General features: G+C 32.7%; 12 protein-coding genes. 7 read left to right on the forward strand and 5 right to left on the reverse strand.

Annotation, left to right across the window (positions count from 1 at the left end; translation table 11 throughout):
• Window positions 1–2: 2 nt before the first annotated feature.
• Window positions 3–1,409, reverse strand: coding sequence for a CmpA/NrtA family ABC transporter substrate-binding protein (locus D1815_RS09185; RefSeq protein ID WP_108802469.1), 1,407 nt, complete (start codon window positions 1,407–1,409; stop codon window positions 3–5).
• 336 nt (window positions 1,410–1,745) lie between these two features.
• Window positions 1,746–3,146 (reverse strand): MFS transporter, encoded by a 1,401-nt coding sequence (locus D1815_RS09190; protein ID WP_108802468.1) that lies wholly within the window; start codon window positions 3,144–3,146, stop codon window positions 1,746–1,748.
• A 464-nt stretch (window positions 3,147–3,610) separates the two neighbouring features.
• Here D1815_RS09190 and D1815_RS09195 point away from each other — a divergent pair, with 464 nt between their 5' ends.
• Entirely contained in the window at window positions 3,611–4,444 is an 834-nt protein-coding gene (locus tag D1815_RS09195) for a type IV pili methyl-accepting chemotaxis transducer N-terminal domain-containing protein (RefSeq protein WP_118386700.1), read from the forward strand.
• 12 nt (window positions 4,445–4,456) lie between these two features.
• Here D1815_RS09195 and D1815_RS09200 read toward each other — a convergent pair whose 3' ends face one another.
• Window positions 4,457–5,140, reverse strand: coding sequence for a response regulator transcription factor (locus tag D1815_RS09200; protein WP_118386701.1), 684 nt, complete (start codon window positions 5,138–5,140; stop codon window positions 4,457–4,459).
• Window positions 5,141–5,394: 254 nt separating this feature from the next.
• On the opposite strand from D1815_RS09200, the gene D1815_RS09205 reads away from it, so the two are divergent.
• The 6 genes from D1815_RS09205 (at window position 5,395) to D1815_RS09230 (ending at window position 12,671) form a co-directional block, all read left to right on the forward strand.
• Window positions 5,395–6,702, forward strand: a complete 1,308-nt coding sequence (locus D1815_RS09205; RefSeq protein ID WP_118386702.1) for an alginate export family protein — start codon at window positions 5,395–5,397, stop codon at window positions 6,700–6,702.
• A 160-nt stretch (window positions 6,703–6,862) separates the two neighbouring features.
• Window positions 6,863–9,382, forward strand: a complete 2,520-nt coding sequence (gene nirB / locus D1815_RS09210) for a nitrite reductase large subunit NirB (protein ID WP_118386703.1) — start codon at window positions 6,863–6,865, stop codon at window positions 9,380–9,382.
• Window positions 9,383–9,406: 24 nt separating this feature from the next.
• Window positions 9,407–9,784 (forward strand): nitrite reductase small subunit NirD, encoded by a 378-nt coding sequence (gene nirD, locus D1815_RS09215; protein WP_027394072.1) that lies wholly within the window; start codon window positions 9,407–9,409, stop codon window positions 9,782–9,784.
• 56 nt (window positions 9,785–9,840) lie between these two features.
• Window positions 9,841–10,425, forward strand: coding sequence for a DUF4202 domain-containing protein (locus tag D1815_RS09220; protein WP_118386704.1), 585 nt, complete (start codon window positions 9,841–9,843; stop codon window positions 10,423–10,425).
• A 10-nt stretch (window positions 10,426–10,435) separates the two neighbouring features.
• Complete coding sequence (locus tag D1815_RS09225) at window positions 10,436–12,253, forward strand: ATP-binding protein (protein WP_118386705.1); 1,818 nt, start codon at window positions 10,436–10,438, stop codon at window positions 12,251–12,253.
• Between the two features lie 43 nt (window positions 12,254–12,296).
• Entirely contained in the window at window positions 12,297–12,671 is a 375-nt protein-coding gene (locus D1815_RS09230) for a hypothetical protein (RefSeq protein WP_120650317.1), read from the forward strand.
• A 22-nt stretch (window positions 12,672–12,693) separates the two neighbouring features.
• Here the strand turns inward: D1815_RS09230 and D1815_RS09235 are convergent, their stop codons facing one another.
• Both D1815_RS09235 and gap read right to left on the reverse strand, forming a co-directional pair.
• Window positions 12,694–13,566 carry a BadF/BadG/BcrA/BcrD ATPase family protein gene (locus tag D1815_RS09235; protein ID WP_027394068.1) on the reverse strand — a complete coding sequence of 291 codons (873 nt, stop codon included), beginning with the start codon at window positions 13,564–13,566 and terminating at the stop codon, window positions 12,694–12,696.
• A gap of 88 nt (window positions 13,567–13,654) precedes the next feature.
• Window positions 13,655–14,656, reverse strand: coding sequence for a type I glyceraldehyde-3-phosphate dehydrogenase (gap, locus tag D1815_RS09240; RefSeq protein ID WP_027394067.1), 1,002 nt, complete (start codon window positions 14,654–14,656; stop codon window positions 13,655–13,657).
• Window positions 14,657–14,688: the final 32 nt, after the last annotated feature.

A 14,688-nucleotide genomic window follows, 5' to 3' on the forward strand; every position in this document is an offset into this window, starting at 1 on the left:
TTTTATTTCTCAATGCTTGAAACACCTTCCACATTTTCTTTATTCCCAATACCAAAACTATTAATGTATCCTATTGGATCTTTGGCATCATATTTATTACCATCAATAAAATCAGTAGTTGCTGGCTTGTAACCATCTGTCTTTGGTAATTCTGAAGCTTCTAAATGACCTTCTTCTACCAATAGTTTAGCCGCTTTAGTCCAAATATCAGGACGGTAAATATCTTTAATGGTAGTATCATACCACTCTGCTGATTTACTTTCTGGAATCTGCCCCCATCTTCTCATTTGAGTTAAAAACCATATACCATCTGAATAAAAAGGATATGTAGCATCGTATCTGTAAAACACATTAAAGTCAGGCATTTCTCTTTTATCTCCTTTTTCAAACTCAAAAGTTCCTGTCATAGAATTTGCTAGAACTACTTCATCAGCGCCAACATATTCTGGCATTGATAATATCTTTACAGCTTCTGGCCGATTTCCTGGAGTATCTAACCACTTCCCTGCTCTAATCAATGCTTTAGTAACAGCTGTAGCGGTATTTGGATATTGCTCCACAAATTTCTTTGTCATCACAAATACCTTCTCTGGATTATTTTTCCAGATATCATAATTTGTAGTAACCGGAACACCTATTCCTTTAAAAACAGCTTGTTGATTCCAAGGTTCTCCTACACAGTATCCATATATTGTTCCAGCTTCAAGAGTAGCAGGCATTTGTGGTGGCGGAGTTACAGATAGCAATACATCTGCATCTATCTGCCCCTGAATATTATCCTTAGAATACATTCCAGGATTAATCCCTGCAGCAGCTAACCAATATCGTATTTCGTAATTATGAGTAGAAACCGGAAACACCATCCCCATTTTAAAAGCCTTCCCTTCATTCTTATAAGAGTCTATTACTGGCTTAAGAGATTCTGCGGTAATTGGATGAATTGGTTTTCCATCCTCTCCTTTTGGGACATTAGGTTTCATTTTAGACCAAACATCATTAGAAACTGTAATACCATTACCATTTAAATCCATAGAAAATGGTGTTACCAATTCTGCTTGTCTACCAAAACCAGCTCCTGCAGCAATAGGTTGACCTGCCAACATATGAGAACCATCTAATTGACCATCTATTACACGGTCCAATACATTTTTCCAATTTGATTGTGCTTCTACAGAAACAAACAATCCTTCATCTTCGAAAAAACCTTTTTCCTTAGCTATAGCTAAAGGAGCCATATCCGTTAACTTTATAAAACCAAAAGTCAACTGAGGTTTTTCTATAGTTAGTTTAGACACCTCCTCTTTAGATTCCGTGGTACTAGACGCTATTTCTTTCTTCTTTTCACCACCACAAGACAAAAGAGTCATTGCGGTTAAGAAAATCCCTATTTTAAAATTAAGTTTTGTCATAATTTGTATTTTTTTGTTATTCAGCTAATAGAACACATCAAAACTACGTATAAATACTTAACTACGAATGTTAAAATTACGTATTTAACTAAGTATTTTTATTTTACAAAAATTACAAGGGGAATATTATTTTATATAAAAAATTAACGGCATATTTTTAACAGAATCGTAATACTAACAAAAGACAACCTATCAAAACACTTAAAATCAACAAGCTATAACAAACAACTAACCAAAAAATAATGTAGCAATTGTTTACCTATAACTAGAAAAGGCTTTTAACTAAGTAGTATTCTAACCAGATAAAAGCCTTTCTTGATTATTATTTAAGATAAGTTAGTTCGGCACAGGAATAGCTTTCATTTCTTTCTGAACGGCTTTTTCATCTTCTGTAGAAAATTTTATAGCTAATGAAATAACTGCAGTTATCACTACAAAAACACCAATTAAAAAATAACCCTCTGATACCGCTTGTGAAGACGCAGCTGCTTGCGCAGCACTTACAGCTTCTTCTCCCATACCTTGACTATCCAAAATTGCAGTCTTCTCGGCAATTGCCGATTTTGATTTCAATACCATAGCAGCAACAAAGGCACCTACATTACCACCAGCTCCTACAATTCCTGAGATAGAACCAATTGCTTTTTTATTTATAAATGGAACTACAGAAAAGGTTGCTCCTTCTGCCATCTGAACCGAAAGACTAAAGCCTACCAAAAAAACAACTCCAAAAGTCAATCCATTCATTCCAGAAAACAAAGACAGCATTACTCCCTCAATCGCAAGTATTACCGCAAGAAACAACACACGACCTCGCAACCCTTTTAACCTACCAAAACGATCTCCAAAAAAACCTCCTAACGTTCTAGCAAAAATATTCATCAATGCAAAAGACAATACTAGGTTTCCAGCTGTAACCCGTTCTAACTGAAATGTATTTTGAAGATAATCATCCATTGTTCCATATACCGTAAGTTCCATTCCGAAACAAGCTGCATATATGACAAAAAGTATCCAAACGCGATAATCCTTAATCGCTGACAAAAAACTCACCTCATCTTTCTTTGATTGCGGTAACTCTCCCTTAACTTTTAGTTCTTTATAATTTCCATTAGGTGTATCTTGCGTAAAAAAGTAATACACAATCCCCATTAAAAAACAAACAACTCCCGCTATTACCATACAATACCTCCAAGCTTCTGTTTCTGCAATACCAAAACTTACTACTGCTGCGGCTATCAATGGCATCCCTAGACGATTTGCACCGCCACCTAGATTACCCCATCCAGCAGAAGTTGCATTCGCTGTACCTACTATATTAGGAGCAAACATAATCGAAGTATGAAACTGCGTTATCACAAAAGAAGCTCCTATAAAACCAATAAAAAGCCTACAAATTATAAACTGCATAGGAGTTTGCACCAATCCTAATATTATTACAGGAATCGCACCTAACATCAATAACCAAGTGTAACAAATCCGAGGACCATATTTATCACACATTTTACCTATAAAAAGTCTTGCAAATACAGTTCCTGTGACTGCAACAATAATTGAATTCCATTTTTGATCAGGAGTTAATCCCAAATCCCTAACAACATCAGGCATAAAGGGAACAATACCAAACCAGGAAAAAAAGCATAAGAAAAAGGCAATTGAAGTTATCCAAAAAGTTCTAATTGAGAGATTCTTGAAGTTTAAAAGATTTAGCGTAGTAGATTTCCCTAAGGCATCCATATTAATGTATTTTTAAAGTTTAAATTCTATATGTTATAAAACATGAAACAAACTACGTACTAATACTTATCAAAAACAACACTTAAGCTAAATTATTAAGTACTTAACTGTAGAATTACGTATTTAATAATTTCAGAACTTAATAATTATAGAATCAACAGTTTCGACTATCAAAAATCTAAAACGACATCATTAACGTAGTACCAAAAAAACAAACATCTGATAAACAAATACTTAACTGTTTTACAATATCATAAATATGGCTATCCCATAACCTAAGCAATGCAATAAAACGCATTCTCCAGGACTACGTATTAAATATTTGGTTTTCTCGAAAAAAAATAAGTATTTTGGCAAATATACCTCTACAGCGTAAATACTTTTTTTTACAAACCAAACCGCCATAAACCCCTATAAAATGGTTAACCCCAATGATAATTTAATAACAATGTAAAAACTTACTTATGAAAAAGAAGAGCACTACAATTTTATTGACAATCCTTATTACTCTTATATCAAATACTTATTTAACAGCTCAATCGAACAAATACGGAACTATTAGTTACGCAAAGGCTATAAATATCTCAGGAAAACAACGAATGCTATCACAGAAGATTTCTAAAGCATATTTATTAACTGCTAAAGGAATTAATGATCAATCGATAAAAAAGGAATTAAACTCTAGTAAGTTTATATTTGAAAAACAACTACAAATACTTACTAAAAATGCCTCTAGCAGCTCTACAAAATTATCCTTAAAAAAAGTTAGAACATTATGGGACGATTTTAAAGCCATCATTGCAAGTACTCCAGACGCTCAAAACTCCTTAAGGATTGTAAAAGCTAACACCAATTTATTAAAAACTTGTAACGATGTAGTTATTAGTATAGAAAACAGTTATAACTACAACAATCAATTTTTTCAGAATAAAAACAAAGATTTAGCAAAAACAATAAATATATCCGGAAGACAGCGAATGCTATCACAGCGATTATGTCTATACTACACTGCAACTACTATGTTTAAAGGAGATAGTCCTGAGTATAAAAAAATATTGAATGAAACTTATGAAAAATTTGACAATACGATTGGAGAATTACTAATAAGTAGTTACAACAGCACTGATATAGAGGAAGAACTAGGTGTTGTTATGTCGTATTGGGAAAAATTTCAAACCAATAAAAATGGTTTATTAAATGGTGACTTTACTTTGCAAGACATGTTTGCTACTACAAACCAGCTAACAAAATCTTTTAATAAAATTACTAATTTATACGAAGATGTAGCTAATAATTAAAAAAACTAAAAGTCAGGGAATCATCTCATATTCTCTGGCTTTTTTACTTAATTCTAATACATTTTTAACCGCCATCTTTTTCATTAAGTTAAAGCGATGAACTTCTGTAGTTCTTTTACTTATATCAAGTTCAGCCGCAATATCTTTATTAGTCATCCCGGACACTGCCAACTTAAGTATTTGATTTTCTCTTTTCGTAAGGTCAAAAGGGTTACTCTTCTCCTTCTTACCTTCAATAATTGGTTTTAAGGCTTTTTCTTCTACCTTTTCATCACTATTTTTAAGTAAATTTTTGACCAATATAGAAGAAACATCTCCACTAAAATATTTATTCCCTTTGCTTACGGTAGACAGTGCTTTCAAAAATTCCTCTTTACCCGCATCCTTAAGCAGATATCCATCTGCCCCCGCATTAATAGATTGTAAAATATACTCATCGGAATCATGCATTGATAACATGATTGTTTTAGAAGAAACAGATAGCGCCGTAAGTTCTTTTACAGTATCTATTCCGGACATTTCTGGCATTCTTATATCACATATTACGATATCTGGGCACAACGACTGCACTAATTCAATAGCTTCTCTCCCATCAGAAGCCTCTCCAATAACCTCATATTGCTTTTCATCCTCCAGAAGTGAACGAATTCCATCTCTAACTAAAAAATGATCATCTACCAATACAATACTTACCATACTTTATAATACTTAATTACGTGCTCTTTATAAAAAAACTACTTACTATCCAAAGATAAGAATAATTCAAAAATACAATCAATAAATTAATAATCCACAAAGAAAAACTACGTATTTTTATCTAATAAAAACACTAAAAATAAGTATTAATACTTAGATTTGTTACTCAATTGATACGTCAGCTAATAGGATTAATTGAAAAGAACATAGCAACTGTGAGAAATACTTATACTCACACCAAACAAATTTAAGAAATGAAAAATAAGTTATACTTTACCATACTATTACTAGTACTGGTATTTAAGGGGAATGCACAGGAATTAAGTATTGATGCAGATATAAGACCACGATTAGAGTATTTACACGGTTTTGGTAATTTAACTCCAGCTGGAGTAGATGCAGCTATATTTGTACAACAACGTTCTCGATTAAAATTTGGATATACTGCAGACAAGTTTTCTACATATCTTAGTGTACAGGATGTAAGTGTTTGGGGAGATACACCCCAGATAGCTGCGGCTGATAACAATAATAGTTTCTCACTAGCCCAAGCTTGGATTAATTTTAAGTTTGGTAACGGATGGTCCACTAAATTAGGTAGACAAGCTCTTGTTTATGACGATCAGAGAATACTTGGTGGATTGGATTGGGCAATGCAAGGAAGATTTCATGATGCTGCATTAATCAAGTATAAAAATGATAATGGTTTAAAACTAGATCTTGGTTTTTCTTTTAATCAAAACGGAGTAAGTAGAATAAATACTTTATTCGATCCTAATAATGATGGAAATGCAAGAGCTGTATTTGATTACAAAGGAATGGCTTATGCTTGGTTGCACAAAGACTGGGCTAAATTTTCTGGGAGTTTTCTTTTTGTAAATAATTCTTATCAGAATTTAGATACCGATGGTCAAACTCCAATTGATGGAACTGTAAATAGACAAACCTTTGGTACACATTTAGTTGCAAAACCTGCTAAAGGATTAAAAATAGCTTTAAACTTATATGCACAAACTGGAAAATTCACAGAAACAGTTGATTTATCAGCATATAACGCCGGTCTAGAGGTTACCTATAAACCAGGAAAAACTTTATTCGGAATAGGTGGAGAACTGCTTAGTGGTGATGATAATGGAGGAACAGATGGAGAGATCACTTCTTTCTTCCCAATCTTTGGAACGAATCATAAATTTAATGGATATATGGATTACTTTTATGTAGGGAATCATGCCAATAGTGTAGGATTACAAGATATATATGCTAAAGCTGTTATCAAAACTGGTAAAAGCAGTAGTTTATTAGCAAAACTTCACTATTTCTCTGCTGCAGAAGATATTGCTGGAACTGATGATACATACTTAGGTACAGAACTAGATTTAGTTTTTACTCAAAAAATACTACCATATGCTACCTTAAAAATAGGATACTCTCAGATGTTTGCTGGTGATAGTATGGAAATTCTAAAAGGAGTTGCTGATCCTAGCGGATTACAAAACTGGGGATGGGCAATGCTAGTTGTAAAACCAAACTTCTTAAAATGGAGTCCAAAACCAAAACAATAGCATATAATAACAATACCATAATTCAAAACCTGCGAAATCAGTTTCGCAGGTTTTTTAATGTATTATTTTGAAATTCTTAATTTACAATACTGATAATTACGTAATTCTTATTACTTAAATACGTATTAATACTTAATTTTGATATATAAATACGTAACTAATGAAGAAGGTAGTAGTAATAGGTAACGGAATGGTAAGTTATAAGTTCTGTGAGAAGTTTGCAGCATCAGAAAAATTTACAGATTACAAACTTATAGTTTTTGGTGAAGAACCAAGGCGAGCGTATGACAGAGTCCATCTTAGCGAATTTTACGATGGTAAAACTTCCGAAGATTTAAGCATGTCTACTGCTAATTGGTATGAAGATAATAATATTGATCTTCATACCTCGGAAATGATTACTGAAATTAATCGAGAAGATAAAACGGTAGCGAATCATAGAGGAGATATCTATCCCTATGATTATTTAGTATTAGCAACTGGATCTTCAGCCTTCGTTCCGCCAATTGAAGGTATTGATAAAGAAGGTGTTTTTGTTTACAGAACTATTGAAGATCTTGAAGCAACAGAAGCATATGCCAAAAAATTAAAAGCTCAAGGAAAAACTGAAGCTGCTGTTCTTGGTGGAGGTCTATTAGGACTTGAAGCTGCAAATGCAGTTAAAAATTTAGGACTTAATGCCCATGTCGTTGAGTTTGCTCCTCGTCTTATGCCGAGACAACTTGATAAAGGTGCTAGTGATATGCTTCAGTCTAAAATTGAAAGCATGGGCTTAAAAGTACACCTCTCGAAACAAACACAATTTCTTCAAGGTGAAAAAGCAATCGAAGGCTTACAATATGTTGATGATACAGAATTAAAAGTTGACATGCTTGTTGTTTCTGCTGGCATACGTCCACGTGATGAAGTTGCAAGAGAATGTGGCCTTGAAGTTGGAACTCGTGGCGGAATTGTTGTCAACCAAAAAATGGAAACTTCTGATAAAAATATATTTGCTATTGGGGAGTGCGCTTTACTAAATAGTATGATTTATGGTTTAGTAGCTCCTGGATACGATATGGCGGAAGTTGCCGTACAACAAATTACAGGTGGTGATTCAGAAATGCCAGAGTCCATTGATATGTCTACGCAATTAAAATTAATCGGTACTGAAGTTGCTAGTTTTGGAGACGCTCTTAATCAGTCTAAAGAAGACATTGATGAAATTGTATATGAAAATAAACGAAATGGAATTTATAAAAAAATAAACATTTCTAAAGACGGAAAAAAGCTTTTAGGTGGAATTTTAATTGGAGATTCCTCTGATTATAATTCTCTATTCCAAATTTATATCAATGGAATGAAACTTCCTGAAGAACCAGAAGATCTAATATTAGGTAGTCGTGGAGGTGATGAAGGAGGCTTATTAGGTGATGTAATGGATTTACCTGATGCAGCTCAAATTTGTTCTTGCGAAAGTGTTACTAAAGGACAGATTTGTAGCGCTATAGAAAACGGAGAAGCTACAGATGTTGCAGGAGTAATTAGTTGTACTAAAGCAGTAACTGGTTGTGGTGGTTGCAAACCTATGGTAACTGACTTAACCAATGCTACCTTAAAATCTTTAGGTATAGAAGTTAAAGAAGGGGTTTGTGAGCATTTTGATCTAAGTAGACAAGATTTATATAAAATAATCCAAGTAAAAGGATACACTACATTTAATGAGGTATTAGATAATCACGGAAATGGTGGTCATGGTTGTGAATTATGCAAACCACTCGTCGCTTCTTTAATGGCCACTATTCATGCCGATACCGCGAATGAAGAATACGCTATTCAAGATTCTAATGATCGCTTCTTAGCCAATATACAGCGAAATGGAACATATTCTGTAGTTCCTAGAGTACCCGGAGGAGAAATTACTCCAGAAAAACTTATCGCACTTGGAGAAATCGCTAAAAAATATGATTTATATACTAAGGTAACTGGTGGGGTGCGTATCGACTTATTCGGTGCTACTGTAAACCAATTGCCTTTAATATGGAAAGATCTAATTGACCATGGTTTTGAAAGTGGTCACGCCTACGGGAAGTCATTAAGAACGGTAAAAACCTGTGTTGGTTCAACCTGGTGTCGTTATGGAATGGACGAAAGTGTAAGTTTTGGTATTGAACTAGAGAATCGTTACAGAGGAATTAGAGCTCCGCACAAAATTAAAGGTGGAGTTTCTGGATGTATACGTGAATGTGCAGAAGCACGTGGAAAAGACTTTGGATTAATTGCTGTAGAAGGTGGCTGGAATTTATATGTAGGTGGAAATGGTGGAGCTACACCAAGACACGCAGAATTATTTGCAGAACAAATTGATAATGAAACTGTAATAAAATATCTAGATAGATACTTAATGTTTTATATGCGTACAGCAAAACCATTACAAAGAACTGCTGCATGGCAAGAACGTCTAGAAGGAGGGTTAGATTATTTAAAAGAAGTTATTATTGATGATAAGCTCGGTATCGTTGAAGATTTAGAAAACGAAATGAAAACCTTGGTTAACAAGTATAAATGTGAGTGGACCCAAGCTGTTAATGATCCTGAAATAATGAAACGCTTTAATCACTTTGTAAATAGCAAAGAAGAAGACGATAATATTGTTTTTGTCCCTTTAAGAGAACAAAAAATGCCTGAACCTTGGAAGTAATAAATAGCTTATAATTAAAATTAAATGGAAGAAATTCTAAACAAATACAAAACCATCAAATTAGAAGATGTAAAAATTTGGTTTAAAGCGGCGTCAATTCATGCTTTTCCAAAAGATGGAGGGGCTTGTATTAAATATAAAGATTTACAAATTGCAGTATTTAATTTTGAAAGATTAAACAACTGGTATGCATGCCAAAACTTATCACCTGAAAAAAACGAGATGGTTTTAAGCAGAGGAATGATTGGAGACCATAACGGGATACCCAAAGTTGCTTGTCCTCTTCATAAAAAAACTTTTTCTTTAGAAACTGGAGAAAATCTAAATGGTGATTTACCTCCCATTGCAATCTATCCAATAAAAGTAGAAAATGACAACGTTTTTATTGGCTTCGAAGAATAAAGAATTTTATTGCTAAAAAACATTACTTTAGCAAGTATTCTAATAATATTACTTTTATGCCAACCTTAAAAATAACCGAAGCATTCTCTATCATTGATGCATCAAATGCAAATGATCCTAATAAAGAAATCGTTCAGGGAATATCTATTGCAAAAGAATTAGTCTATGGACAACGAATGAGTCAAACACTGGATAATTTTACTCCAGAAGCATCAGAAGCACTTCAGTTAGCAGCTAGGGCTCAACATATCTGTAGATGGGAAATCCCTAGAAACAGTTACCCAATGGATCGTGTGGGGTATTTAAAATGGCGTGAAGAACTTAAAAAATTTCACGCAAAAAAGGCTTCAGAAATACTTGAAAAAGTAGGTTATAATCAAGAAGTTATAGATCGAGTTTCATTTTTAATTCAAAAAAAGAAACTAAAAAAAGATGAAGACACTCAAATATTAGAAGATGTTATATGTCTTGTTTTTCTAGAATTTTATTACACCGATTTTTATAAAAAACATGCTTCAGAAAAAGTCATAGACATTTTACAAAAGACCTGGAGAAAAATGTCTGAAAAAGGACATCAAGCCGCACTAAAAATATCATATTCAGAAAAAGGATTAGATTTGATTAAGCAAGCCATCGCATAATTTTATCATATTGAACAAACTGGAATCATTAGATCATCAAACATTTAATCGCCTAAGTAAGATTTACATTATTGCATTAGGGGCGATTGCTTTATTTACCATTGGCGGACAGTTTTTTATCCAACGGTATCTTAACTCTCAAATAGATGATTCTAAAATTATTAATATTTCTGGTAGACAGCGAATGCTTAGTCAGAAACTAACTAAAGAAATTCTATTACTTAGCTATACGACGGATAACATATCTAAAAAAAGGTATATTGAAGAATTAGAAGCTACTATACAACTTTGGAAAACATCTCACGAGCGATTAAGAAGATATAATGATTCTATACCTAAAGGAAAAAATGATAGCACGGAGATAAAAAAAATGTTTTTGGTTTTACAGCCTTATTTTGAAACCATCTACGAGAATAGCACGGAGATACTTAGTTTAGTTAAAAATGACTCTGTCAACCAACAAATACTAAAACCACATCTGGACAATGTAACTTTTAACGAGCCTCTTTTTCTTAAACAAATGGATGCTATTGTTTATAGATATGAAAGAGATGCTCAGGAAAAAATATCAAGCCTTAAAAAAATTGAATATATCATTTTTGGTCTCATCATTTTGGTTTTAATTTTTGAATTTTTCTTACTATTTAGACCGGTAGCTTTAAGTATTAAAAAAACAATCTCAAACCTATTAATATCGCAAAAGAACGCTACTAACATGGCTGCTAATGCCGAAAAGCTAAGAAAAATTCAAAATGAAAATGTACAAGAACTTATATCACTTACTAAAGCATTAGATCAAACCCTTTTATATGCTAGAGTTAATGAACAAGGAATTGTAAAAAACTTGGGAGAACGTTTTGCTAAAGTTTTAAATGTAGATCAAAAATTCTATCAAAAAAATCTTTCGGAACTTATGAAACTAAGTGAACTTCAATCCAATAGACTGCTTCAACTCATATCGCAGAATAAGGGAGGTGTTTTTAATGAAGAGTTTGAATTTGTTTCTGGTGAAGATAAAAAAATGTGGCTAGATGTTTCAATATTAAATGTTTTTAAAGAGTCTGGAACTGCAGAAAGATTAGTTCTTTGTTCTGATATCTCTAAGAGAAAAGAAGCACAACTAGAAATAGAAAGATTAAATGATTTAGAATATCAGCAAAAGGAGGAATTACAAAAATCTAATGCTAGTTTAATTGTAGAAGCCCAAGAAGAAGAGAGAAAGCGAATTGCAAAAGAAATACATGATAGTATTGGGCAAATGCTTACTGCTTTAAAATTTAATATAGAATCAATAAACACAAATAATATTGAAAAAACAAATCAAAAAATAGAAGGCCTTAAACAACTATCTAAAGATTTAATTCTTGGAATTAGAACAGCAACATTTAACCTTACTCCTCCTGAATTAAAAGACTATGGAATTAGTATTGCTTTACAAAAAATGGCAAAAGAACTCACAAAACTAACTAGTAAGAACATCATTTTAGAAGATAAATCGAATACTGAACTTCGTTTTGATTCTTTAGTTGAAACTAATCTATATCGAGTTACGCAAGAGGCTGTTAACAACGCTATCAAATACGCTAAATCAGACTACATACTAATATCTATTAATAGTTCAGAATCCATATTAAGTATTACCATAAACGATAACGGAAAAGGATTTGATTTAACTAAAATTCCTAACAAACCAAAGAATAATGCAGAAGGTGGAATGGGCCTATTTTTTATGAAAGAAAGAATGAATTATATAGATGGTAGAATTTTTATAAGTTCCGCACCAGGAAAAGGAACAAGAATTAGTCTAAATTATAATTTTAATAAATAAAATTATATACTTTTACTTTGTATTTATCCCCCAAACGAAAAGAGTGAAAGTAAGTAAGGAAAACACGAAATATCTAATGAATTGGGATTCCAAAAAAATTTGGAAAGAAGAAATCATTAGTAAAGAGTTCATTAAATATCTTAAGGAGAAAGAGGTTTACGAACTGATTAAAGATAAAAATACTCAACTAGGTATTATCTCAGAAAGAGATATTATTAATTGGATTGAAAAAAAAGAAAATCAAAATTTCTGGGAAGACAAAATGGAACAACACATCTGCGAAAAGATCATCAAAGATGATGATGATTATTTTGTAGGTTGTGACTACGAAGACTTTAAGGATGGATACTTTTTTGTTGCCAGTTTATGGAAAATGGAAAAAGGAGAAAACTTGATAATATTAGAACATTATCATTGATTTCTCCCTCTCATTTTTTTATCTAAACATTATTTGGTTTCTTTTTTATTACATCATTTCTGTAATAATCTATAATACCATCGATAGGTCTTCTAACGATATTACCTACTGTTAAATGATATGGCCAAACTGCTGCTCTAATAATATCTTCACTAAAGTGCGCTATAGATCCAATAAAATGTACTGGAACATTCTGAGCTTCAGGAAAACATAATACTCTTGTTTCTACAAATTCTTGTATCCCTTCTGTAATAATTTTATAAAAATATCCATTACGCTCACTTGTAAAAATGAATTCTGCAAAAGAAGCTAAATACGTATTTGGATTTTCCTTTTTGTATAAATTTTCTTTTATACTATCAGAAGAAAGATCAAAACGTTTTTCAAATTCTCCTGCTACTTCTGGTGGCATTCTTTTATAATAGTAATCTCTAATTAATCGTTTTCCAAAGTAATTTCCACTGGCTTCATCCATCAAAATATACCCCAAAGAATCTACCGTCATTTTTATTTCATCACCATCAAAATAACAACTATTAGATCCGGTACCTAAAATACAAACAATCCCAGGTTCTGTAGTAGCAGCATAGACAGCTGCAACCATATCTTCTTTAACGAGAATATCATTTGCATTAGAAAAGTAATCCTCAAAAATCTTTGCCAACATCTGAGTTGGCTTATTAGTCCCACAACCAGCGCCATAAAAATGTACCCGATCTATCTTATTTCGATAAGAGGCAAGTTGTTCATTGTCCTTAAGTCTCTCTTCTAATAAAGATTTACTAAATACAGCAGGGTTTAAACCCTCTGTACGAGTTTTAAACACAATTTCTCCTTCTTCATCAAGAAGAATCCAATCACATTTAGTGGAACCACCGTCAGCTAATAAAATCATTTTAAAAATATGTTTGTTGTGTGTGTGTTGCAGTCAGCTAAAAAACCTCGATTACGTTTAAAATCGAGGCAATATACTATATTACTCCCTATAGATTACCTACATAAGATGAAAGGTCTACCAATTTAGAAGAATATCCATATTCATTATCGTACCAAGATACTAACTTAAAGAAATTGTCATTTAAAGCAATTCCAGCTCCAGCATCAAAAGTAGATGTATGGTCTTCGCCTACAAAATCTTGAGATACCACATCTTCATCTGTATATGCTAAAACACCCTTTAATTCATTTTCTGAAGCTTTTTTAACAACAGCTTTCAGGTCTTCATAAGATACAGATTTCTTTGTTTTTACCGTAAGATCTACAACAGAAACATCCGCTGTAGGAACTCTAAATGCCATACCAGTAAGTTTACCATTTAATTCTGGTATAACTTTACCAACGGCTTTCGCAGCTCCAGTAGAAGATGGTATAATATTATTCAATGAAGAACGTCCTAGTCTAAAATTCTTTTTAGAAGGAGCATCAACCACTGCTTGTGTTGCAGTTGCGGCATGAACTGTAGTCATTAAGCCTTCTTCTATTCCAAAATTATCATTAATTACTTTAGCTAAAGGAGCTAAACAATTTGTAGTACAAGAAGCATTAGAAACAATTGTATCTGTTGCTTTAGCTTCTGTATGGTTTACACCCATAACAAACATTGGTGCATCTGCAGAAGGTGCAGAAATAACAACTTTTTTAGCACCTGCCTTTAAATGAGCGCCGGCTTTATCTAATGTTGTAAAGATACCTGTACAATCCATCACCACATCAACTCCAGCTGCATCCCATTTTAATTCTTCAGGATTTCTTTCTGCAGTAACACGAATAGCTTTACCATTTACTACAAGGTTTCCATTTTCTACAGCAATAGTACCATCATATTTTCCGTGTACAGAATCGTACTCCAATAAATAAGCTAAATGATTTACATCTAACAAATCGTTAATAGCTACTATTTCTACATTCTCGCGCTTAGAAGCAATTCTAAATGCGATTCTTCCAATTCTACCGAAACCGTTAATTCCAATTTTTAACGTACTCATACTTAATAATTTAGTTGTTTTTGATTTAAAAC

It is taken from the genome of Aquimarina sp. AD1, assembly GCF_003443695.1.
GTDB classification, from domain to species: Bacteria; Bacteroidota; Bacteroidia; order Flavobacteriales; family Flavobacteriaceae; genus Aquimarina; species Aquimarina latercula.